We start from the raw sequence: 21,847 nt of genomic DNA on the forward strand, positions 1-21,847 counted from the left end.
CTCAGCCCTTGCGGGCGGTGTGGACGGTGGAGGCGGAGAGCATGAAGAGGTCCGTGCGGCGGTGCACGGAGAGCGGGTCCTCCGGGTCGAGGAGCCGGTCGAGGCTCGCCCGGTCCTCCGCGTCGAGCCGCTCGGAGAGCGGCTCCCGCAGCCGCGTGAAGTCGGCGACGATCTGCTCCCGGTGGAGGGCGGGCAGGGGCGCCGGGACATCGGTGAGGAACGTCCGGGTGCCGCTGGGGGTGAGGCCCGCCGCCGCGAGGAGCCCGCGCCAGTCGTCCGCCTCGTCCTTGCTGTCCGGGAGTTCGGCCCGCATCTGGGCGAACCAGTCGGCGTGCGCGGCCTCGATCCTGGTCTCCAGGCCGGGCCGGCCGAATCCGATGTTCCGGGGCAGGTGGCGGGCGTAGAGCCCGCCCTCGACGAGGGCGATCAGGCCGCCGGGCCGCAGCAGTCCCGCGAAGGAGGCGAGGGCGGCGCGCTGGTCGCCGATGTGGTGGGTGGAGTTGCCGGCCCAGATCAGGTCGGCCTCGCCCAAGGCGTCGAAGTCTGCGGGGAGTTCGGCGTGCAGGGTTGTGACGCGGCCCGCCAGGCCCTTGGCCTCGGCGCGTCCGAGCGCCCGCTCCAGGAGCTCCGGGCTGGAGTCCACGGCGACCACCTCGGCGAGCGGGAAGGCCTCGGCGAGCAGGGCGGAGATCACCCCGGGGCCGCTGCCGACGTCGAGGGCCCGGCGGACGCCGACGGCCGGGACGAGCTCGCCGAGCCACTGGGCGGCCTGGGTGTAGAGGGGGCTGTGGATGTCGGCCTGGCGCTCCAGGAGCGGCGCCATCGCGGCCCAGTCGAGGTGGGTGGCGTGGTGGTGGCCGCCCTTGTGGCCGTGGTGGTGCTGCCCGGGGGTGTGCTCGCGGTCGTGGCCGTGCGTGTCGTGAGTCATGGCGCCAGCCTGCGGGCGGCGCGCGAGAAACGCGAGAATTGTTGCCGTTCCGGCAACAGGGTTCACCCCCGCCGCCGGGCTATCCCCGCCGCCGGAACTCCTGCGGGCTGACCCCCCGGACCCGCTTGAACGCGGCGCTCAGCGCGAAGGCGCTGCTGTAGCCGACCTGCCGAGCCACGGACTCGACCGTCGCGTCGGTCTGTCGCAGCAGGTCGGCGGCGCGCGCGAGCCGCCAGCCGGTGAGGTACGCCATCGGCGGCTCGCCGACCAGCTCGGCGAACCGGCGGGCGAGCCCGGCGCGCGAGACGCCCGCCTCGGCCGCGAGCGCGGAGACCGTCCAGGGGTGGGCCGGGTCGTTCTGCAGGAGGCGCAGGGCGCGGCCGACGACGGGGTCGGCCATGGCGCGGTACCAGGCGGGGGCCTGCGCGCCGGGCCGGGAGAACCAGGCCCGTACGGCGGCGATGAGGATCAGGTCGAGGACCCGGTCGAGGACGACGCTCTGCCCGGGTTCGTCGCGGGAGATCTCCTCGTCGAGGAAGGGCATCAGCGGGCAGTTCCACACGTCGGTGGGCAGGTGCAGCAGGGGCGGCAGCGCGTCGAGGAGGCGCCGGCTGACCTCGCCGCCCATCTGATACGTGCCGACGAGCACCGTGTTCGCGCCGTCGAGGGCGTTGCCCCAGGTCCGTACGCCCAGGTGCATGGACTGGGCGAGCGGCTCCCCGCTCAGGGTGGTGCAGACACCGCCGGGGCCGATCCTCGCGCGCGGCGGGGCGTCGGGCGCGTCGGCGACGGTGTACGGCTCCGGGCCGCGCGCGATCGCGACGTCGCCGGGGCGCAGCAGGACGGGATCACCCCGGTCGGGGACGATCCACGCCTCGCCCTCCGTGACGCACATCAGGCAGAGCGGGGCGCGGTCCTCGATCCGTACGGACCACGGCGACTCCATGATCATCCGGAGCAGAAAGGCCCCTTTGGCGCGTGGTCCGTCGAGGAGTCCGGCGAGAGCGTCCATGGGGCGCAAGGGTAGACGTATGCGTATGGGAGTGAGTCCGTGGAGCATGGGATGCGGGGCCGGATCACGCGAGTCTTGAGCCATGACGACGAACACGAACAACACGCGGACCACCGACGAGAACACGAACGCGAACCGCCCGGGCACGGTCCTGGTGACGGGTGCGACCGGCAAGACGGGCCGCCGGGTCGCCGAGCGGCTCGAAGCGCGTGGCGCGACCGTACGGGCGGGCTCCCGGTCCGGCGCGACCCCCTTCGACTGGGAGTCCGTGGACACCTGGGCCCCGGCGCTGCGGGGCGCGGACACGGCGTACGTGAACTACTACCCGGACCTCGCCGCTCCGGGCGCGGCCGAGGCGATGCGGACCTTCGGCGAGCTCGCCGCGGCGAACGGGGTACGGCGGCTGACGCTGCTCTCCGGGCGCGGCGAGCCGGACGCGGTCCGCGCGGAGGAGGCGCTGCGCGCGGGTCTCGGCTCCTCGGGTGCCGAACTGACCGTCGTACGGGCCTCGTTCTTCGCGCAGAACTTCACGGAGGGCGCTCTGGCGGACGGGGTCGCGGCGGGCACGCTCGCCTTCCCGGCGGGCGGGACGGCCGAGCCGTTCATCCACGCCGACGACCTGGCGGACGTGATCGTGGCGACGCTGACCGAGGACGGCCACGCGGGCCTGGTGCACGAGGTGACGGGCCCGCGGCTGCTGACCTTCGCGGAGGTGGCGGAGGAGCTGTCGGCCGCGTCGGGCGTCAAGGTGGCGTACGTCCCGCTGGCCGAGGGCGAATACGCCTCCCTGCTCCAGGTGTTCGGGCTCCCGGAGCCGGAGGCGCAGTGGCTCTCGGCGCTCTTCGCGATGCTGCTCGACGGCCACAACGCCTCGGTGACGGACGGCGTGAAGCGGGTCGTGGGCCGCGAACCGCGCGACTTCAGGACCTTCGCGGCGGAGGTGTGGGCGACGGAGGCGTGACTCCGTACCGGACCGCCATCCGGGAGACCGTCTCGGCCATGCGGTCGCGGAGCTCCACCGGCTCCAGGACCTCGATGTCCGCGCCCAGGGCGAGGAAGGCGTGGTGAGCGTGGGCGACCGACTCGATCGGGAGGGTGGCGCGGATCCGGCCGTCCGGCTCGGGGAGTCCGGTGGCGGCGAGGGCCCGCGCCGCCTCGCCGCTGAGGCGCTTCACCCCGTCCGGGGAGATCAGGACGACGGCGTCGCCGCCGTGCAGCCGGGCCCGGAAGGCGACCTGGTGGGCGGCCCACCAGTCGGGCAGCGAGAAGTCCTCGGGGATGTCGAACTCCTCGTCGGTGACGTCGAGTTCGAGGAACTGGTCGACCCGGTACGTACGCGGTCCCGGGGCGGCGACCAGGTACCAGCGGCCGGCCTTGAGGACCAGGCCGTACGGTTCGAGGCGCCGGTCGACGTCGGTGGGCTCTTTCCAGCGGCGGTAGCGCGCGGCCAGGACGCGGCCCGCGCGCACCGCCTCGGCGACCTGGGGCAGGAACGGCGCGTCGGTGTTCTCCGCGTACCAGCCGGGCGCGTCGATGTGGAACCGGGACCGCAGCCGGTCGACATGGTCGCGCAGCGGCGCGGGCAGGGAGGCGCGCAGCTTGAGCTGGGCGTCGACGAAGTGGGCGCCGAGGCCGAGTTCGGCGGCGGCGCCGGGGATCCCGGCGAGGAAGAGCGCCTCCGCCTCCCCGGTGTAGAGGTCGGTCAGCCGGGAGAAGCGGTGACCGGCGAGGAGTTGGTAGCCGCCGGAATGGCCGGCGTCGCCGTAGAGCGGCACGCCGGCCGCGTGCAGGGACTCGACGTCGCGGTAGACCGTCCGTACCGACACCTCCAGCTCGTCGGCGAGCTGGGCGGCGGTCATCCGGCCCCGGGTCTGGAGCAGGAGAAGGATCGAGATGAGTCGGCTGGACTTCACTGACACAAGGTGTCAGTGAAGCGCTCCTACAGTCCAGCCATGGCTTTCGCAGAGAAGTTGCTCTTCGTGCCGCCGCCGATCGAGGTCGCGGGCCGGCGCGTCAAGCGGTACCACGTCACCCACGACCCGGCGGGCATCGCACCGGAGGTGGAGAAGGCGGCGTACGCGCTGCTGCCGGAGCTCCTCCCCGAGCCCGACTCCACGCCGGCCGCGTCCTTCGTGGTGCTGCACCGGGGCGGCGACACCGGCGCGTACCTGAACGCGTACAGCTGGGTGTGGGACAACGTGATCCACTTCGCCGGCGCGGCGGCCGGCCAGCCGGTCCTCGGCTGCCCGGACACGGACCCCACCCACTTCGTACGGACGGAGCTCCGCTGGATCGGCTGCGTCTGGGAGCTGCCGCCGATCCACCACGAACGGAACGCCTGGGTACGGCACATCCTGACGCCGGACTCCCCCGACCTGGACGCCTATGTCCTCGATTCCCTTCCCGAAGGCACCACAGGAGACCGCGCATGACCACCGAGCAAGGCTTGACCACCGACCGGGGCGTGACCACCGAGCAGGACCAGGGCTCGACCGCCGACCGGGGCTTCGCCTTCCTCGACGGGCGCTGGAGCGTCCGCAACCGCCGGCTCGCCGACTTCCTGGACCCCGACAGCGGCTGGGAGGAGTTCGACGGCCACACCACGGGCCGGCTCTTCTGGGGCGACCGGGCGCATGTCGACGAGATCGTCTTCCCGTCGAAGGGGTTCAGCGGGCTGACGCTGCGGCTGTACGAGCCGGAGACCGGCGAGTGGACCCTGAACTGGTCCAACAGCCGCACCGGCCGCCTCGATCCGCCGGTCAGGGGCCGGTGGGCCGAGGACGGGACGGGAGAGTTCCACGGCGAGGACAGCTACGCGGGAGAGGAGGTACGGGTGCGGTTCCGCTGGTCGGGGATCTCGGCCGAGACCGCCCGGTGGGAGCAGGCGTTCGCGCGCGACGGCGGGGAGTGGGTGACCAACTGGGTGATGGAGTTCAGCCGCCCGTGACCGGCCGCCGGAAGGACACCAGCCGGTAGACCGGATCGGCACGGGGGCGGTCCTGGTCGGGCAGGTCGGCGAGTGCGGCGACGAGCGCGTCCGTGGTCCCGGGCGACCCGTCGAACCAGGAGGCGTAGTAGCCGCGCCGCAGGTTCTCCGCTGTGCGGCGCGGGGTGGTGCCCTGGCCGTGTCCGGTGAAGCGGGTGGCGCCCGCCGGGGCGAGGCCGTGGGCGGCGGCGGTCGCCGTGATCCGGTCGCCCTGGTCGGAGGCCCGTGCGTGGGAGCGGTACGGAGCGAGGACGCGGTCGATGTCGCTGCCGACGTCGTGGGCCGCGTCCTTGTCGACCGTGGCGACGAACACCCCACCGGGGCGCAGCACCCGGGCCGCCTCGGCGACGATCGCGGCCGAGAACGGCACCAGGTGCAACAGCCAGACGGCGCTGACGACATCGACGGCCCCGTCCGCGAGGGGCAGCGCTCGGGCATCGGCGAGGATCACCCCGCCCGGGACCCGCTGTGCCGCCTTGCGCGCCATCCCGGCCGCCGCGTCCGCGCCGAACACCCGCAGCCCCGGGCGGACCAGCCGCTCGGTGACGAGCCCGGTCCCGCAGGCCAGGTCGAGCAGGGTCCGGGCCCCGGGCGGCACGAGCCGCGCCACGGCCCCGGCCGCCGCCTCGGCCCGAGGCACCCCGCCCCGCGTCGCGTCGTACCGCTCCGCCTCGGCGTCGTAGTCCAGCGTGGTCTCCCCCATGGGGGAGACCCTAGGGGGTGTCTCGTCGATCAGGCCGGATCAGGGAGCGGGGCCTGGTGCGTGCGATCGCAAGGCGGAGGAGGGAGTCGACGCGGAGCGTCGGCGAGTGACGACAACGCGGCGAGCGGGCGTGCCAGGCCCTGCGAGCCCGGCATGATCGGCGAGACACCCCCTAGTTCGCGGGGTCAGCTCGCCCCGTGCCCGGGGGCGATGTCGTTGACGCGGGTGGCCAGTTCGAAGTCCTTGTCGGTGACCGCGGGGCCCGCGGAGTGGGTGTTCACGGAGACGGCGACCGTGTTGTAGCCGAGCGTCAGGTCGGAGTGGTGGTCCAGTTCCTGCTGGATCTGCGCCACGTGGACGACCATCGCGGTGGCCGCGAAGTGGTCGCCGAGGCGGTACGTGCGGGTGATCCGGTCGTCCGTCAGGGACCAGCCGGGGAGCTCGCGCAGCCGGTCCTCGATCTCCTTCTGCGACAGCGGCTCTGTGGCCATGTCCGTACTCCCTCCGGTCGGGTTGCTCACGGTGACGATACGGGCCCCTTCACTCGATACCCGGACCGACACCTGGGATAGCGTCGGAGCATGACATCGGTCGGAACGAGCACAGGAACGGGCACAGGGACGGGCACTGGAACGGGCCGCGCGGTGGACACCGGTGTGGGAGCCCTGCTGCGCGGCTGGCGCGAGGAGCGGCGGCTGAGCCAGTTGGAGCTGGCGCTGCGGGCCGACTCCTCGGCCCGGCACATCTCCTTCATCGAGACCGGCCGCTCCCGGCCGAGCGAGCAGATGGTCCTGCGCCTCGCCGAGCACCTGGACGTGCCCGTGCGGGACCGGAACGCGCTGCTGCTCGCCGCCGGTTACGCCCCCCACTACCGGGAGTCGACGCTCGACGACCCGCGCCTCGACACCCTCCGCGAGGGCATCGAGCAACTCCTGCGCGGCTACGACCCGTATCCGGCGCTCGTCGTGGACGGCTCGTACACGGTGGTGGCCGCCAACGACAGTATCGGGCTGCTGCTCACCGGGCTGCCGGAGCACCTGCTCACCCCGCCCCTGAACGCGATGCGCATCACGCTGCACCCGGAGGGGCTCGCGCCCCGGATCAGGAATCTGCGGGAGTGGCGGGGCCATCTGCTGGCCCAGATGGAGCGTCAGATCGCCCTGTCCCGCTCGCAGCCGCTGCGGGAGCTGTACGAGGAGGTGGCGGCGTACCCGCTGCCCGAGGCCGGCGCGGCGGACCCGGACGACCGGGAGGACCCGGAGCCCTACCCGTACTTCGCGCTGCCGCTGCGGATCGAACACGACGGCCGGGTGCTGTCGTTCGTGTCGTCGATCTCGACGTTCAACACCCCGATGGACGTGACCGTCGCCGAGCTGGCCATCGAGACGCTGCTCCCGGCCGACCCGGAGACGGTCGCGTATCTGCGGTCGCTCAGGTCGTAGCGGTAGCCGCCCGCAGGGCCGACCACTGGAGTCCGGCGAACCCTGCGACGGTGGCGGCCTGGACGAGGTTCCACACCACGCCGGCCGTGGTGAACTCCAGCGAGGAGAAGAGCGCGCCGACGCTGAGCACGGTCCAGAGGACGTTGATGTCGACGACGAGCTTCACGCCGCGGACCGGGGGCTCGGCGCGGCTCGCGACCCATGCGACACCGGCGGCGTACACGGCGAGCACGAGGCCGAGTTCGACGAGCAGCGCGGAGTCGACGCCGAACAGCTCGCCGAGCGGCCCGGAGACGGCGAGGTAGGCGAGCCCGTTGGCGCCGGTGACGACGGCGTCGAGGGCGAGGAACCGGCGCAGCATGGACGTCGGCCGGGTGGTGCGGGAGAGTCCGGCGAGCAGGGCCTGGGACATGGCGGATCAGCCTCCATCGAGGACGTTCTTGCTGGTCGTGGTCCCGGAGCTCGGCCGGAGTGCGCCGGCCGAGTTCCGGTGGACACCACGATGCCGCCGCGCGGGGCGCGGGTCGATTACGTGTGAGGTAATCCGGGTGCTGCCTGGGTCGGAGGTCCCACGCCCGCTCCCCCAGGCACGGGGAGCCACAGCGGTCGCCGAAGTACGCCTACGTCCGCTGGGTGTCGCCTTGGGTGGCTCCCCCTATGGCTCCCCAGCGGTCGCGGACCGTTCCCGGCCAGCAGGCTCGCCATACCGCCGGCGCCTTCCGGAGGGTCCCACCTTCTGCTTCCTGTTGCGCAGGAAGTGACGCCCCCTTAAGGGAGCCTCCTGTGATCGCCAGAGATACAGACGGCAGCACCAGAGAACTGGTGGTTCTTGGTGGGCGACGGTGTCCCTGGGTCGCCTTCTGACGGCCCAGGGACGGCCCCGCCTGGAGGCCGCGGTTCTGCCGTCCTCAACGACCTGGCGCCAATCCACCGCTCCCAGTCAAGCTCGCCCGTCATGCATCCGTAGCGGATGCAAGATTCGAGCTCGTGAGGAGTACCAGGCCGCTGTCAATCTTCACAGACGTTCCGGGGCCGCTACCGATGGCCTTGACCTGCGTCTACGACTCGATGGGCTAGTTCCGAAGCGCACTCACCCGCGCCGACCTACAGCCCAGCCTTCGAACCTCTGGCTCGTTGTCAGTGCCAGGTGGCATGCTCCTGAACATGGACATCGCCAAAACGTTCGATTCGCGCGCTCGCTCCGACGAGGGCCGCACCATCCGCCCACTGGAACCCTCCTAAAACTACCGCCAGCATCGCCCATTGATCGATAGGCTCGCTGCTGGGGAAACGTCCTAGGGAGGGGCTCCAATGACCTTGAAGCTGACAGCATTCGAATCGAACGGTCGAGCAGACAGGCTCGAGAGGTACCAGTTCCTCACTCGCGCCGACGTAGAGACCTCTGAAAAATGGATCGACCTTTGCGGGTCGCAGGCGATCGCCCAACAGTTCCTCAGCGCATATCCGACTCAGTGCACGCAAGTCACAGTCCCACCGGACGAGGCCTCGCTCTGGTCACACAGGCTCTACTTCGCCCAGGGCCTCCCTGCTGGAGTGGCGACCTTCGCCCAGCTTTTGACTAAAGTCCTCACCTTGGTGACACAGCCTCCGCTGAATTTCGCCTTGACTCTCGATTGGTACAAGATTCCGGACCCAGACCTGAATCCCAGCGACTGGAAAAACACAGACTCGGGCGATCTGAACTACCGCAGCAAGTATTTCAAGCTGAGTCCTAACTTGCAGTCTGCAGCACGAGACAAACTCATCGAGCAGCTTTCGCACGTAATTCGAGAGCACCCCCTGTATCGAAATGCCTCCTGCATTGTCACCGTCCCGGGGAGCGCGGCAGACGGAAATAGTCACGCAGAGCAACTCGCCCGTAGGGTTGCCCAATCAACCGGAAAGCAGATTATCGAAACGGTTCCCCTCAAGGGGGCTCGCCCGCCGTCGAAGCAGGCTCCGACGACGGTTTCATCGGCAGACTTCACTCTGCCCCGAAATGTGAGCGGAGACATCGTAATCCTGGACGACGTTTACCGATCCGGCGGTACAATGCGAGCAGTAGCCGGAGCAGCCAAACGAGCAGGGGCCGCGCAAACACTGGGGCTCGCCATCGTACGCACAATGAGGAACTGATCATGGGGTTTTCGGAGATTCAAAGGCTACGCTTCTCCCTGGCGGCCTTCGCGTCCCTAGGGACGCCTGCCAAGATAGACGGCCGTCTTCGTGAGAGTGGCATTGATGGGCTTTCCGGCCTGTACGAGACACTGGAAGGCAGCGTCAGGCAAGAAGTCGACGAAAAGGCCGAAGCTCTATTCGCCAAGGAGATTCGCGTCGTGCTCAGAAGCGAGTCCGACTACCCCGAATCTCTACTGCACAAAGAGCGGTCCAGCGCCCCAATCCTCTACTACTGGGGAAACTTCAAACTCCTGCACTCGGATGGCGTGGGAATGTGTGGGTCCAGGTCGGCAAGCGATCTCGGTTTGAAAGCTGCAGAAGCATGCGGGCGTGAGGTGAGCGCCAGACGAATGAGCGTGATTTCTGGGTACGCGAAGGGTGTTGATACGGCGACACATCTCGCCGCTCTGCGCTCGGGCGGCTCAACGGTAATTGTGCTCGCCGAGGGATTTGATCATTTTCGCATCAAGAAAGACTACCGGGATACGTTCGACCCGGCAAAGGTAGCAGTTGTTTCACAATTCCCCCCCAGTCAGCCATGGCTGGCGTACGCGGCAATGGCGCGCAACAAGGTGATTTTCGGCTTGGGTCGCGCACTGGTTGTCGTGGAGGCAGGTGAGAAGGGCGGAACCCTCGCCGCCGGCGAGGGGGCCTTGCGCATGGGTAGGCCCGTCTTCGTATTGAACTTTGGTTCCGACACACCCCCTGGCAACAAGATCCTCTTGTCTAAGGGTGGGTATCCCATCACCTCCAGAGCGCAACTCGGCACGTTGCTAGACAAGCGTCCAAGCCCGAAGGCGGCGGTGACACAACCAGAGTTGCCCCTCGGGTAGGGGCTGCCTGCAGAATCTGGACAGTCCGCGAGGGTCCAGGATCTACGAATGATCCCCCCAACTCGGCTCAGGCTCGGCCCCTCGACACCGCCTGTTACGGCGACCTAGCAGGCACTACAGAGCTGAGACTGGCCGCGTCCGATCTACGAGTTCGCGGCAGGCTGACGGTTCCGCTGCCCGCTGTGCCAGCCAACCGGAGACGCGCGGCCCGCCCGTTCACCACTCCGCCCTCCGTGACCGTGCGGACTTGCTCAAAGCCGTGTCGAAGGTATTAGTGCTGGAGGGCCTCATTGGTGGTCCAGGCGTCGAGCCGGAGCCACATCGCGCCGGAACGAGACGCCCGATCCCCAGCCCAATTGAGCAGCCGACCACCGAGATACTTACCGGCGTACGTGTGGGCCACCGTCAACTTGGTCACGCACATTGAGAGTTCGGAAAGCTCTCGGTCGGTCCAGAGCCGTCCTCAGCTTCCGAGTCAGAGTGATCGTCGCCGTCGTCGTGGCGCCGTCGCAGACCATGAGGGCAACGCCCTACTCGATCGTGGCCAGCAACTTGTCTCCGGGGTACAGGCGACGCCACTGGTCGGTGCCAAGGGCCGTCAGCCAGGATGCTGCCTCGTCCCCAGAGCCCAAGAGCTTGGCGAGATCCTCGGGGGTGGCGGTCGCGATGGTCACGGGAGCTCCATCCCTAGGAAGACCCGCTCGAGACGCCCCAGTCACCTTCGATAGTCACTCACGGAAGCGAGATAGGCAGATGGATGAGTCAGCCGCGCTCCTCCCCCGTTACGCTGGCCACCACCAGCCGACGATCCGGGAGTGTGCGCCGAGGATGGGACCCAAGACGCAGAGGGTCTACGAGACGATCCGTTCGTGGATCGAATCGGGCCGATACGGCCCCGGCGACAAACTCCCATCCGAGCGAGCACTGAGCGCCGAACTTGATATCGGCCGCACCGCGCTGCGTCAGGTGCTCGCCCGACTCGTGAGCGAGCACTTCATCCGGGCCCATGACCGCAGCTCGTACCGGATCCTCGGCGGCGGAACCGCCCCGACGCCGGCCGACCGGGAGCCTTGGAAGATCCACGGCTCCCGCCACGTCTACGAGAACCGTTGGGTCAATCTAGACCTGGTCGACGTGGAGCCTCCGGGCGTGGAACGCTTCGAGCATCACGTTGTGCGTCTCTTCCGTGTGGCCGTCACCGCTGTGGTCGATGACCAAGACCGTGTGCTGATGCTGTGGCGATACCGCTTCGTCCCAGAGCAATGGGGCTGGGAGCTTCCCGGCGGGATCGTGGACGAGGGCGAGGACGCTGCAGCTACGGCCACGCGCGAGACTGAAGAGGAGACAGGCTGGCGCCCCGGTCCGGTCGAGCACGTCGTGAGCTACCAGCCGATGATCGGCATGGTCGACTCGCCACACGAGATCTTCGTAGCCCGTGGCGCTGAGAAGGTCGGTGAGCCCACGGACGTAGAGGAGGCCGGGGAGGTCGCCTGGATCCCCTTGGACGACATCCCCCGGTTGATGTCCGAGGGCAAACTCATGGGGTCAGGCACCCTCGTGGCCCTGCTCCACATCCTCGCGTCCCGCGCTAGAGGCGATCGATAAGCAGGTCCACACGCCGGCGATACCGCACGGAACCCGTGCGGTTCGCCAGCAACCTGGCTTGCTGAAGGTGCGACCGCGCGTCCTCCAACTCCCCCCGGGCCAAGTGCGCCTGAGTGAGGTCGCAGTGTAGGCCGGAGGTCGCGCGCACGAAGGACGCGTCCGCGCTGGCCAGAGAGGTATACAGCTCCTCCATTGCTGAGGCATCCCCGAGCTTGGCAAGGACGTTTCCACGCCACCTCGCCAGGTGATCCGTGTTGAGGAAGATGCTCAGCATGTCGGCATCGCGGACTTCACCGTCATCAGGGAGCAGCGAGGTCGCTCGCTCAAGGGCTGCCCGCGCTTCCGACTCCCAGCCCTCCCCCGCCGCCGCGCACAACTCGGCCTCTGCGGCAGCTAGCCACGCACGAAGCCGCGGCGACTGACGCTCGGGCTGTGTGCGCTGAGCGTCTCGTACCAACTCGACGGCGAGCTGGGGTCGCCCGGCGTCCGCAAGCACGTAAGCCTGCTCGCCCATGGCGTGCGCGAGGTAGAGCGGGGAGTCAGCGTCCTGCGCGGCCTTCTTGGCGAGTTCATACCTACGCCAAGCCCTATCCACCGCACCGGCGTCCAGCGCCTGCCATGCGGCCAGGGTGGACGCTCCGGCGAGCGCGGTCGCGATGGGCTTCCGCATGCCGGGCAGAACAGCGAAGGTCAGCGCTTCCTCCATGGCTGCCAAGTGACCGTTCATCTGGTCGACCAGGCCGGTCGCGCCCATCTGGCGGTCCATGGTGCGGAGTAGCTCGGTTTGGGCCAGGAACGACGGGACCATGGATTCGCTCAGGCTGCCCGCCGCATCGATTCGGCTCAGCAGGTCTGCGTAGCCGTCTGCCTGCTGCTCAGGTGCGCTCACCAGGCCGCGCAACTCCTCATCCGTGATGCCCAGGAGTGGCCTCAGGATCGCGGCGTACCTATCCGTGATCGCGCGTCGGCCGTTCTCCCACTCCGAGATGTACGTCTTGAGGCTCGCGGCCGAGGCGATGTCGAGCAGCCGTTGCTCCGCAAACCGCTGCATCTCGTAGATCAATCGGTCCTGGGACCAGCCTCGTGCGGTCCGGACTGTTCTCAACCCCTTAGCCACTCCGCCTCCCGTAAAGCCCCAGGTGAGAGCTGGTTAACACCTTTGAGGTTAACCCCAGTTGGCTATCGAAGCACCCAACTCAAGCCGTTCCCTGGAGAAGCACACCGACACGCACCTGATACCAGGGGTTGCATCTGGTGCGCACCAGATGTCAATCTGTTGGTGCGCACCAGATAGACCCAAAGGGTCCGGATCCGGTGTGTCCACAACTCAACAGAGTGATCCACCGCAGCACTACGACCGTGAACACGCCGGCGAGGCGAGTGGAGACCAGCCGACCGAGACCGGGCCCGCGTCACAACCGGGCCCCACACCCCGTAGGGGGACACGCCGTCGGCTCTAAAGAACCGCGTGGCCACCTTGACGCCGCCAACGCTCCGGGAACCAGATCTCCCCGGGGCCAGCGGCACCACGCGAGTAGGAGGTCTGATCCGCACCACCCACGAATTCCGCAGCTCATGCTGCGGCCGGCTGCCTCCTCCGCCCGTCCGGCCCGCTGGGCCGTACGGGCGGGGTCGAGGGGAGCCGGAGGAGTTCTGGTTCTAACGGCGTGAGCCCCCGGTGTTGGAGCACCGGGGGCTCTGTTCGGGCCGTTCCTGTATGAGAGGAACACACCCAATGAAGTCCATCGCTGCACTTCAGGCCGTTGTTACGGCCACCTCGTTCGACGGTGAGCCGTCGGACTCGGAGCTGGACGCGATCGAGCAGGAGATGCCGCTGATCCTGGCGGAGGTCGAGCTGCTCGACGCGCGGATCGCGACGCTCGACCGCATGCCGTCGGTGCTGGATGCCCGGCGGATCCGCCGGGCCCGCCGCCGCGTCCTCGCCGCCCGCACCGCCCTCACGAACAAGGCCAGCACGGGCACGCGGGAGGTGGCGTGATGGCCGCGACGATCACCGCGCACCTGTCCGGCCGGAACGACCGGTGGCGCCTCTACGTGCTGCTGCCCGGGCCGGTCGCCGACTGGCCCGAGTACGACCTGGGGTCGGGTGATGTGCCGACCGTTCGGGAGCGTTCACGGGCGCTGAACGCGCTCGGCTACGTGTTCACGGACGGCGCCGAGTGGCGCTGGACGGAGACCACCCCGTGGCCGGATGACCCGACCTCCCGGGCGTACTTGATCGCGTCGGTCGAGGTGCGGGAGGCCCAGGGATGAACAGTGTTCAGATCCGTTCAGCCGAGCGCGCTCTGTCGGTCGGCACATGGCTCATCGTGGCCGGCGCGATGCTCTACTCCATCCTCACGGTCACACCGCTCATGGCGGCCCACACCCCGGACAAGTGGGACTGGACGGCGCCGATCCTGCCGCTCGTGGTCGACGCGGCGGTCGTGATCGTGGTCCGCCTGGACGCGGTCCTCGCCCGTCTGGGCGGGCATGGTGGCCGGTGGCCCATCGTGCTGCGGTGGATGACCGGCTGCATGACGCTCGCCCTGAACGTCGCGGACTCCGCGCTCAGGAAAGACCTGGTCGGCGTTGCCGTGCACGCCGTCGCACCCCTTCTCCTGATCGTCACGGCGGAGACCGGACTCGCCTACCGGCGGGCCATCACCGCCGCTCTGGCGGCGCTGGAGGTCGAGCGGAGGGCCGAGCAGGCGGAGCGCGACCGGGAGATCCGGGAGCGGCGTGAGGCCGAGGCGCGGCGGGTCCGCGAGGAGCGCGAGCACGCCGAGTCCCTGGCTCGTGAACAGCGTGAGCATGAGGCTCGCCTCGCCCGTGAACAGGCCGAGCGGGAAGAGGCGGCGCGGCGCTTGGAGCGTGCCGAGCAGCAGGAGCGGGAGCGGGTGGAGCGGGTGGCCCGTGAACAGCGTGAGCGCGAGCGTGAACAGCAGGAGCGGGAGCGTGAACGCCTTGAACGCGAGGCCGTTCAGCGCCGTGAGGCCGAGCGTCTGGAGCGCGAAGCAGCCGCCCGGCGGGAGGAGTTGGAACGCTCGGAGCGGGCGGCTCGTGAACGGGCCGTGCTGCTCGCCGGCGGGCCGGTGAACGACAAGCTGCCCGAGGATCATGCCCGTCAGATCGTGACCGCTGCGTTCACGGAAGGGCTGTCGGTCCGGGCGGCTGTGGAGCTGTGTGGTTGGTCGGTCGGGTGGGTCTCCTCCCGGTACGCCGAGCACCGCGAGACCGCCGGCGGCCGCGCGCTCCAGGGAGCCGTGTCGTGACGGCCCGCAGCAGGAAGAAGCAGACGGTCGCCGAGATGTTCCCGGGTATGGCCGACCGGGTTTCAGGGCGGCCGCCGAAGGCCGAGGTCGATCCCGAGGCCCTGACCCTGGACGAAGCCATCGCGCGAGCGCACGCCGTCGTCGATCGCGTGCTGGCGGCGTTTCCGGTCGTCGCGACGATCGGCCTGTTCTCCGGCGGGAACGACTCCGTGGTCGTCAATCACCTCTTCCGCACGCGCGTGGATGCCATCGCGCACGTCAACACCGGCATTGGCATTCCCGAGACGACCCAGCACGTGCGCGACGTGAGTGCCGCTTGGGGCTTGCGACTCCATGAACTGCGCCCGAAGCACTCCTACCGCGATCTCGTCCTCGGCAACGTGCTGTCGACCCGGGGTAAGAACATCGGCCGCCCGGTTTGGAAGGGCTTCCCCGGCCCGGCCGGGCACTCGGTGATGTACCGCAGGTTGAAGGACGAGCCGCTGCAGCGCCTGCGGGGCGAACTCGTCGGCGGCCGCCGACGGGGTCGCAACGTGGTCTACCTGTCCGGGATGCGGTGGGCCGAGACCGACCGGCGCTTCCGCAACGCGGCCGAGGTCGACCGGGAGGGTTCGTTGATCTGGGTCTGCCCGATCGTCCACTTCACCGACGCCCACATGCGCGAGTACCGCGTCCGCTACCGCTGCGAACTCCCGCACGAGCACGCCGAACACCGGCTGTGCACGCTGGGTGCGTTGCCGTTGAACGAGGTCACTGCCCACCTGCACATGTCGGGCGAGTGCCTGTGCGGAGCGTTCGCCAAGCCCGACGAACTCGACGAGATCGAGTTCTTCTACCCGCAGGTGGCCAAGGCTCTGCGCGATCTGGAAGCCGAGGCCCAGGCCGCCGGACTTCCGGCCTGCAAGTGGGGCCAGCGACCGCCCGGGGGGCGCAAGAGTCGCTCTGCCGGGCGGCTGTGCACCAAGTGCGACGCGATCGAGGGGCAGACCGACCTTCTCGCCGAATGGCGCAACACCGGCCTGATCACCCCCAGCCAGTACGACACCCTCACCCGCCAAGACGCCGCCTAGCACGACAGGAGACAAGCCCGGTGAACAGCCCCAAGCTCCACAACCTACGTCTCGCGAGCGGGGCGGCCATGGTGGTCGCCACCGCCTGCGGCGCAAGCATCGCGCTCCGACTCGACAGCTACGACGTCCCGTTCGCTCTGACCGTCGCGTGCGGATTCGGTGCCGCGAGCACCGTGTGCGCGCTGCTCATGCGCCTGGTCGAACGGCTCGGCACGGCCGTGTACGCGTGCGGGGTCGAGGGGTGCGAGTTCCGCGCCCGGCTCACGGCCGCGAGCGCTGCGGATCACCGCCGCTGGCAGGAGGTGGCTGCCGCCCACCCCGCCCATCACGTTCCGCGTTCCTGACCTGCAACACCTCGCCCAGCAGGGCCCGTACGCCGCGCCGTAGGAAGCATCGCGTGCGGGCCCTGCTGTTCTCCGCGAAGGAGTGCACAACAGCATGACGGACACCACCATCACACCGGTAGAAGGCACCGACGCCCCTCCGGACACCACCCCGCCCCCGACTCCCGAACCGGCACCCGCCCCGCCCGCGGTCGTGGAGCACACGCCCGGCGGCTGGCCGGTCGTTCCGCTCGCGGTGACTGGCACGAACGCCACCACCACGCTCCTGGCCGCCGCCGCGCTGGTCGGCGGCCCGGCCGCGTTCGCACTCGCCGCGACCGGCGCGGTCGTCCTCGGCACCGTCGCCGCCACCCGTCACCGCCGCGACCGCAAGATCAACCCCAAGAACAAGGCCACGAGCGGCCGTACGGCCCGCGCGGGCAGTGCGGCGGGGGCGGCCCTGGGCGGTCGGCGCGGTGCGGGGCGGGTGCCGACGCAGTCCCGTAACGGGAGCGCCGGCACCACTAAGTCCGGTGGTCGCGGACGCGGCGCCGGATCCCGGGCGACCGCGGGATCCTCCCCGGCCGGGAAGAAGTCGGCCGGGCTGAACCGCGCCCGCAAGACGTCCACGGCAGGTACATCCACGCCGAGTTCGGGCACGGCTTCCCGCAGGTCTGCGGGCCGTGTGGGGCAGGTCAAGGCCTTGCGGGATACGGCCCGGCAGGCCTCGCCGTCGCGGGCCACTCGCCGCAACGACACCACGGGCGCCCGCCGTTCGGTGGCGGACGCCCGCCGTCAGGCCAGGGCCGACCGGCGGTCCGCGTCGCGTGCGCAGAGGGGGCCGGTCGGCCGGGCGGTGGGCAGGGCCGCCGGGCGGATCGGGAGGGCCCGTGGGGCGGCGATAGAGCGCGCCCGCACGGCGCGGGACCGTCGTGCTGCCGGTCGCCTCGACGCGCAGCGTGACCAGGTCCGCAAGGCCCCCGCGCGCAAGGCGGCGCGGAGGGCTCTGCGCAGGTCGGCGGCCCGGTTCCAACGGCGGCGCCTGCTCGCGGCGCTGCTCGCCGGGGCACTCGGCATCGTCGGGATGCTCACCTCGCCGCTCGGCCGGAAGCTCGGCATTCCGTGGTTGGTCCACCCCGGCCGGCGCCTCTACGCCCGCCTCATGTGCACCGCCGCCGAACAGCGCGCGGCCCGCGACGAGGCGATCCGGGCCGCGCTGCAGGACGACGAGGCCGCCATCGAAGCCGAGGCCGGCGCCGACGGATCCGAGCAGATCGGAGACCAGGCGGAGCGTCCCGCCGGTCTCGTCCCCGCAGCACCCACCACCAGCGAGAACACCGAGGGAGAGAACATGTCGGGCTTCCGGTTCGAGGAGCACGCGGCGGAGATGGAAACCGCCGCGAACAGCTACGACCCCGAGAACGCCATGGAGATCCTCGCCATGGTCGAGGGGCTCCCGGCCGCGCTCACGAGCGTGGCGAACGTGATGAGGATCCTGGCCGAGCGCGCCGACTCCGAGTTCCCGCTGGAGAAGGAGGTCGCGGACGGCTTCAACGACATCTTCGGCGCGCTCATGTCGGCGGTCGCGGTCGCGGAGGACATGGGGCCGCTGTTCCGCACCGCGCACGAGCAGGACATCGCCCGCCACGAGGACCCGCGCAACGGGACCGAGGCTGAGAAGGGATGGAACGTCTAACCCATGGTCAACAACACCGCCACCACCACGGGGCCGGTGTGGGACTGGGCGGCCGGTCACGGACCCGTGACCGGCGCCCTGTCCGCCACCACCGGCGCCCTCGCCATCGCCACCACCGGCGCCGCCACCGGCATGCCCCCCGGCTGGGCCCTCGCCGTCGGCGCCGCCGGCGCGATCGGCCACACCATCACCAGCCTCCGCGACCGCCTCTCCGCCCGCACCATCACCATGCGCGCCGCGTCCTGGCTGGTCGGCGCCGGATGGACCACCTGGGCCATGGCTTCTGGCCCCCTGACCTGGGCCGCGCTCGGCTCCCTCGCCACCCTCGGCGTCGGCCTCGGCGCCGCCGCCCGCTCCACGCTCCTGCACGAGGAGGCCCGGGAACTGGAGGCCCTCGCGCAGGCTGAGCGGCAGGTCGCGGCGGAGTTGTCCGCCGAGCGGCGGGCGATCGCGGCCGAGTGGGTCGACCGGATCCAGCGCGTCTGCAACATCACCATCCGCGTCCTCGCGGTGGAGATGTGGCCGACCGGGACCGGATTCACGATCGACGCCGAACTCCCGCCCGGCGGCGCCACCTACGACCGCATCGCCCGCGAGTCGGCCCGCCTGTCGGCGGATGCCCGTCTCCCGCACGGCTGCACCGCCGCCGCCTCGCAAGGCATCGACCAGGGCCGCGTCCTGATCGACGTCACCACCGTCAACGTGCTCGCCGAGGAGATCACCTACCCCACCGAGTACACGCCGCTGTCGATCTACACCGGAATCCCCTGGGGCTACCGCACCAACGCCGAGGAGATCCGCGTCCACCTGCGCGAGCAGTGCGCGCTCGTGGTCGGTCCGACGGGGTCGGGCAAGACGAACATGGTCCACGTGATCCTGGCCGGGTTCGCCCGCACCACGGACGTCCTGACCTGGGTCATCGACCTGAACGCCGGATCGGCCGGCCTGCCCTGGGTGCGCCCCGCGCTCGACGCCGAGGGCCGGTTCGTCGATGGCCTCACGCCGGGGGTGGACTGGCTCGCGGCCTCCTACGAGGAAGCGGTGGTGATGCTGGAGACCGCGCTCGCGATCGGCTACCACCGCAAGGTCGCCTACCAGGACCTGATGGCCGAGCGGAACACCGACCAGCTTCCCGTCAGCCCGAAGATTCCCCAGATCATGCTCCTCATCGACGAGGGCGCCGAGATCCTCACCAGCACCGACCGGCGCATGAAGGAACTCGCCAAGAAGATCCTGGAGATCATCCGGACGCAGCGTGCCATGGGCATCCGCACGGTCCTCACCGCCCTGGGCGCCACCGGATCCGTCCTGGGAGATCTGATGATCCGTCGCGAGGCCAAGGCCCGGGTCTGCCTGACCGGCGGCGAGGTTGAGGGCATGGACCTGTCCAAGGTGTTCCCCGGCTCCCGTGGCCTGCGTGTCGACCAGGCCCCCTACAAGGGGTCCGGGTTCATGGGCACCCCCGAGTCCCCCGCTGCCCTGTTCAAGAACTGGCGGATCCTGCCGAACCAGATCCGGGACATCGTCGCCGCCACCAGCACCATGCACCCCACCCTCGACGACACCTCCCGCCACGTTGCAGGCATCGCCTACACCGACCGGTGGGCCCCCGACCGCACCGCTTGGATGCGCACACACATCCACAACCCGGTCGACAGCGGACAGGAGTCACCCGGCAGGCCGGAGGGCCTGAATCTGTCCGCGCTCCGCACTGAGCGGCCGCCCGCGGTCGAGTCCGAGGCGGACGCGCTCGCGCGGCGGTTCCGCGAGCAGATCGACGCCCAGTTCGCCACCACCCCCGAGCCCAACGGGACCGACCCGGTAGCCGAGCAGCCGCCCACAACGGCCGGGCTCAACCTGTCCGCGCTGCGGGACGAGGACAACGCCGCGCGACAGGCCGCCCTCGCCCTGCTCCTCTCCGCCGGATCGGAGGGCACCGGAGCGTCGGCGATCGCGCGAGCCCTCGCCGAGGAGTACGGCACGTCCCGTCAGACCGTGGTCGGTTGGCTCAGGACGTGGACTGACGACGGCACCGCCGTTCGCATCGGCGCCGGCACCAAAGCCCGCTACGTCCACCACCGCCACGCACCCAGCGCCGACGGCTGAACACCGCCTAGGCGAGGCGGCTACTCCCACCCCATGTCACGGGCGACTATCTCCCGGGCCCGCTCCAGGTCGCCCTGCGTGGTGCCGAGAGCCCACTCGTCCAGCCGCGCCAGAAGATCCGTCAACGCCTGCTTCTCCGCCCGATGCTTCACGGGGAGCTCGTCGAAGTCCAGCTCCATCAGCCAGTGGAAGAGCACGACCACGTCGGGCATCCACAGGCTGAATTCGGCATGAGAGTCAAGGTCCAGGCGCCCGGTCGCGTCGTCGGTCATGCCCCGACGATACGTCCGAACACCCCACCCCACAGTCGCCCGCTTGTCGCTTGTCGCCCACGCCCGCGAGAAGGGGCCTGGGTGGCTTACTGAGGGCGGAAACGGCTTGTGACCTGCCAGGCGACAAGCGACAAGACAAGCGCGCGACAAGACAAGCGACAAGCCGCACGACAAGCACAGCACCGGCCGGCACCCCTCAACGAGGGTGCCGGCCGCCTCGCTGAAGGGACCCCGTTGTGCACTACGAGACCCTGTACGAGAGCACCACCGCGACCCGCTACGGCGACCCGTACTACCGACCCACCGTCGTTCAGCAGCCGGTGATCCTCCCGGCGGAGATCCCGCCCGGCGTCGACTGGGTCACCCTCCCCAACGGCGTCCGCACCCTCGCCTACACCCAACCCCCCACGCCCGCGGCGCAGCCGACCTCGACCGCGCAGCCGATCCCGGCATGGGCTAAGACCACCGCGCTCCTCGCACCCACGGTCGGCGGCGGGCTCGCCGCCGCCGGTATCGGACTCTCCTACGCCGCTCCGGGACTCATCGCCGTGAGCCACGCCCTCTGGTCCGCCGCCGCCCTCGTCGTCGCCGCCGTCGTCGCCGTCCCGCTCCTTCTTCGGACCGTCCGGCGCGCTGGCGGCAGCGGCGGGGGCGGGACCGGGACTACGACGCACATCACGCAGAGCATCACCGCCACCGGCCTGTTCGGCCGTGCCAACGGCACCATCAACCACCGCTAGGTGTCCCACCTCAGGAGATTGGGGCCGCCCACATGGCCATCACCGTTGTACCGATGTCCTTCCGGGACGCGTGCGCGTACGTCGACCGCGTCCACCGCCATCACGCCGCCCCGCAGGGGCACAAGTTCTCCCTCGGAGCCGTGACCGAGGATGGGCGGCTTGTCGGCGTTGCCATCGTGGGCCGCCCCATCGCCCGCGCCTACGACGACGGCCTGACCGTCGAGGTCACCCGACTGGCCACCGACGGCACCCCGAACGCCTGCTCCGCGCTGTACGGCGCCACCTGGCGCACTGCCAAAGCCAGCGGGTATCGACGGGCTATCGCCTACACCCAGGAAAGCGAGAGCGGCGCCAGTCTGCGCGCCGTCGGATGGCGCCGCGCAGCTGACCGGCACGCACGAGCTGGTTGGAACGCTCCGAGTCGCCCCCGACGCAGCCTCGGGACCGAGCAAGTCGCCCGCACGCTGTGGGAAATCACCACCAAGGACGCGCCGCCCCTTGTTCCGCTGCCGCTCCCGCGTGACGAAACCCGGCGGACGCGGCGCCGCTGCGCAGCACGCTCATGCAGGCGATTGGTTGCCACGACAGCAACCGGACGCCCGGCTCGCTACTGCTCACACGCCTGCCGACAGCGCGCCTACCGCGAGCGCCGCACGGCGACACCAACGTCCTGAGACA

25 protein-coding genes are annotated in these 21,847 nt (G+C 70.1%); 16 read left to right on the forward strand and 9 right to left on the reverse strand.

Annotation, left to right across the window (positions count from 1 at the left end; translation table 11 throughout):
• Nucleotide 1 precedes the first annotated feature (1 nt).
• Together ACWCO8_RS00570 and ACWCO8_RS00575 are read right to left on the reverse strand one after the other, a co-directional pair.
• The gene (locus ACWCO8_RS00570) at nt 2-928 is read right to left on the reverse strand and encodes a class I SAM-dependent methyltransferase (protein WP_451030229.1); all 927 of its coding nucleotides are present in this window, start codon (nt 926-928) and stop codon (nt 2-4) included.
• A gap of 79 nt (nt 929-1,007) precedes the next feature.
• The gene (locus ACWCO8_RS00575) at nt 1,008-1,940 is read right to left on the reverse strand and encodes a cupin domain-containing protein (RefSeq protein ID WP_451030230.1); all 933 of its coding nucleotides are present in this window, start codon (nt 1,938-1,940) and stop codon (nt 1,008-1,010) included.
• 82 nt (nt 1,941-2,022) lie between these two features.
• Between ACWCO8_RS00575 and ACWCO8_RS00580 the strand changes: the two genes are divergently transcribed.
• Nucleotides 2,023-2,901, forward strand: coding sequence for an NmrA family transcriptional regulator (locus ACWCO8_RS00580; RefSeq protein ID WP_451030231.1), 879 nt, complete (start codon nt 2,023-2,025; stop codon nt 2,899-2,901).
• On the opposite strand, the gene ACWCO8_RS00585 is transcribed toward ACWCO8_RS00580, so the two are convergent.
• Complete coding sequence (locus ACWCO8_RS00585) at nt 2,861-3,853, reverse strand: helix-turn-helix transcriptional regulator (RefSeq protein WP_451030232.1); 993 nt, start codon at nt 3,851-3,853, stop codon at nt 2,861-2,863. The two genes, ACWCO8_RS00580 and ACWCO8_RS00585, sit on opposite strands and share 41 nt — an antisense overlap.
• Before the next feature lie 39 nt (nt 3,854-3,892).
• Between ACWCO8_RS00585 and ACWCO8_RS00590 the strand changes: the two genes are divergently transcribed.
• On the forward strand, nt 3,893-4,372 hold the full coding sequence (locus ACWCO8_RS00590; RefSeq protein WP_451030233.1) for a hypothetical protein: 480 nt from the start codon (nt 3,893-3,895) through the stop codon (nt 4,370-4,372).
• Nucleotides 4,369-4,887 carry a hypothetical protein gene (locus tag ACWCO8_RS00595; RefSeq protein WP_451030234.1) on the forward strand — a complete coding sequence of 173 codons (519 nt, stop codon included), beginning with the start codon at nt 4,369-4,371 and terminating at the stop codon, nt 4,885-4,887. The genes ACWCO8_RS00590 and ACWCO8_RS00595 overlap by 4 nt, the downstream gene beginning before the upstream one ends.
• Here the strand turns inward: ACWCO8_RS00595 and ACWCO8_RS00600 are convergent.
• Entirely contained in the window at nt 4,874-5,629 is a 756-nt protein-coding gene (locus ACWCO8_RS00600; protein WP_451030235.1) for a class I SAM-dependent methyltransferase, read from the reverse strand. The genes ACWCO8_RS00595 and ACWCO8_RS00600 overlap by 14 nt on opposite strands.
• A 185-nt stretch (nt 5,630-5,814) precedes the next feature.
• The gene (locus ACWCO8_RS00605; protein ID WP_451030236.1) at nt 5,815-6,120 is read right to left on the reverse strand and encodes a 4a-hydroxytetrahydrobiopterin dehydratase; all 306 of its coding nucleotides are present in this window, start codon (nt 6,118-6,120) and stop codon (nt 5,815-5,817) included.
• Nucleotides 6,121-6,210: 90 nt separating this feature from the next.
• Between ACWCO8_RS00605 and ACWCO8_RS00610 the strand changes: the two genes are divergently transcribed.
• On the forward strand, nt 6,211-7,071 hold the full coding sequence (locus tag ACWCO8_RS00610; protein ID WP_451030237.1) for a helix-turn-helix domain-containing protein: 861 nt from the start codon (nt 6,211-6,213) through the stop codon (nt 7,069-7,071).
• Here the strand turns inward: ACWCO8_RS00610 and ACWCO8_RS00615 are convergent.
• The gene (locus ACWCO8_RS00615) at nt 7,061-7,483 is read right to left on the reverse strand and encodes a hypothetical protein (RefSeq protein WP_362002472.1); all 423 of its coding nucleotides are present in this window, start codon (nt 7,481-7,483) and stop codon (nt 7,061-7,063) included. The genes ACWCO8_RS00610 and ACWCO8_RS00615 overlap by 11 nt on opposite strands.
• An 899-nt stretch (nt 7,484-8,382) precedes the next feature.
• Between ACWCO8_RS00615 and ACWCO8_RS00620 the strand changes: the two genes are divergently transcribed.
• Both ACWCO8_RS00620 and ACWCO8_RS00625 read left to right on the forward strand, forming a co-directional pair.
• Entirely contained in the window at nt 8,383-9,207 is an 825-nt protein-coding gene (locus ACWCO8_RS00620; protein WP_451030238.1) for a phosphoribosyltransferase, read from the forward strand.
• 2 nt (nt 9,208-9,209) lie between these two features.
• Nucleotides 9,210-10,082, forward strand: coding sequence for a DNA-processing protein DprA (locus tag ACWCO8_RS00625; protein ID WP_451030239.1), 873 nt, complete (start codon nt 9,210-9,212; stop codon nt 10,080-10,082).
• A gap of 530 nt (nt 10,083-10,612) precedes the next feature.
• On the opposite strand, the gene ACWCO8_RS00630 is transcribed toward ACWCO8_RS00625, so the two are convergent.
• Nucleotides 10,613-10,756, reverse strand: a complete 144-nt coding sequence (locus tag ACWCO8_RS00630; protein WP_451030240.1) for a hypothetical protein — start codon at nt 10,754-10,756, stop codon at nt 10,613-10,615.
• Between the two features lie 154 nt (nt 10,757-10,910).
• On the opposite strand from ACWCO8_RS00630, the gene ACWCO8_RS00635 reads away from it, so the two are divergent.
• Nucleotides 10,911-11,687, forward strand: coding sequence for an NUDIX domain-containing protein (locus tag ACWCO8_RS00635; RefSeq protein WP_451030241.1), 777 nt, complete (start codon nt 10,911-10,913; stop codon nt 11,685-11,687).
• On the opposite strand, the gene ACWCO8_RS00640 is transcribed toward ACWCO8_RS00635, so the two are convergent.
• Nucleotides 11,671-12,804 (reverse strand): XRE family transcriptional regulator, encoded by a 1,134-nt coding sequence (locus ACWCO8_RS00640; protein WP_451030242.1) that lies wholly within the window; start codon nt 12,802-12,804, stop codon nt 11,671-11,673. The genes ACWCO8_RS00635 and ACWCO8_RS00640 overlap by 17 nt on opposite strands.
• 618 nt (nt 12,805-13,422) lie before the next feature.
• On the opposite strand from ACWCO8_RS00640, the gene ACWCO8_RS00645 reads away from it, so the two are divergent.
• From ACWCO8_RS00645 to ACWCO8_RS00675, 7 genes are all read left to right on the forward strand, one after another.
• Nucleotides 13,423-13,686 (forward strand): DUF6284 family protein, encoded by a 264-nt coding sequence (locus ACWCO8_RS00645; RefSeq protein WP_451030243.1) that lies wholly within the window; start codon nt 13,423-13,425, stop codon nt 13,684-13,686.
• A complete protein-coding gene (locus ACWCO8_RS00650) occupies nt 13,686-13,961 on the forward strand; it encodes a DUF6303 family protein (protein WP_451030244.1) in 276 nt (91 codons plus the stop codon). Before ACWCO8_RS00645 ends, ACWCO8_RS00650 begins: the two co-directional genes overlap by 1 nt.
• The gene (locus ACWCO8_RS00655) at nt 13,958-14,962 is read left to right on the forward strand and encodes a DUF2637 domain-containing protein (RefSeq protein WP_451030245.1); all 1,005 of its coding nucleotides are present in this window, start codon (nt 13,958-13,960) and stop codon (nt 14,960-14,962) included. Before ACWCO8_RS00650 ends, ACWCO8_RS00655 begins: the two co-directional genes overlap by 4 nt.
• The gene (locus ACWCO8_RS00660) at nt 14,959-16,032 is read left to right on the forward strand and encodes a phosphoadenosine phosphosulfate reductase domain-containing protein (RefSeq protein WP_451030246.1); all 1,074 of its coding nucleotides are present in this window, start codon (nt 14,959-14,961) and stop codon (nt 16,030-16,032) included. The genes ACWCO8_RS00655 and ACWCO8_RS00660 overlap by 4 nt, the downstream gene beginning before the upstream one ends.
• A gap of 20 nt (nt 16,033-16,052) precedes the next feature.
• On the forward strand, nt 16,053-16,376 hold the full coding sequence (locus tag ACWCO8_RS00665; RefSeq protein WP_451030247.1) for a hypothetical protein: 324 nt from the start codon (nt 16,053-16,055) through the stop codon (nt 16,374-16,376).
• Between the two features lie 94 nt (nt 16,377-16,470).
• Nucleotides 16,471-18,051, forward strand: a complete 1,581-nt coding sequence (locus tag ACWCO8_RS00670; protein WP_451030248.1) for a hypothetical protein — start codon at nt 16,471-16,473, stop codon at nt 18,049-18,051.
• A gap of 3 nt (nt 18,052-18,054) precedes the next feature.
• On the forward strand, nt 18,055-20,157 hold the full coding sequence (locus ACWCO8_RS00675) for a hypothetical protein (RefSeq protein ID WP_451030249.1): 2,103 nt from the start codon (nt 18,055-18,057) through the stop codon (nt 20,155-20,157).
• Nucleotides 20,158-20,177: 20 nt separating this feature from the next.
• Here the strand turns inward: ACWCO8_RS00675 and ACWCO8_RS00680 are convergent, their stop codons facing one another.
• Nucleotides 20,178-20,429: a hypothetical protein gene (locus ACWCO8_RS00680; protein WP_451030250.1), complete on the reverse strand. Its 252-nt coding sequence runs from the start codon at nt 20,427-20,429 to the stop codon at nt 20,178-20,180.
• 236 nt (nt 20,430-20,665) lie between these two features.
• On the opposite strand from ACWCO8_RS00680, the gene ACWCO8_RS00685 reads away from it, so the two are divergent.
• Together ACWCO8_RS00685 and ACWCO8_RS00690 are read left to right on the forward strand one after the other, a co-directional pair.
• Complete coding sequence (locus ACWCO8_RS00685) at nt 20,666-21,169, forward strand: hypothetical protein (RefSeq protein ID WP_451030251.1); 504 nt, start codon at nt 20,666-20,668, stop codon at nt 21,167-21,169.
• A gap of 32 nt (nt 21,170-21,201) precedes the next feature.
• Entirely contained in the window at nt 21,202-21,843 is a 642-nt protein-coding gene (locus ACWCO8_RS00690; RefSeq protein ID WP_451030252.1) for an XF1762 family protein, read from the forward strand.
• Nucleotides 21,844-21,847: the final 4 nt, after the last annotated feature.

The organism is Streptomyces sp. NPDC001927 (genome assembly GCF_053594455.1).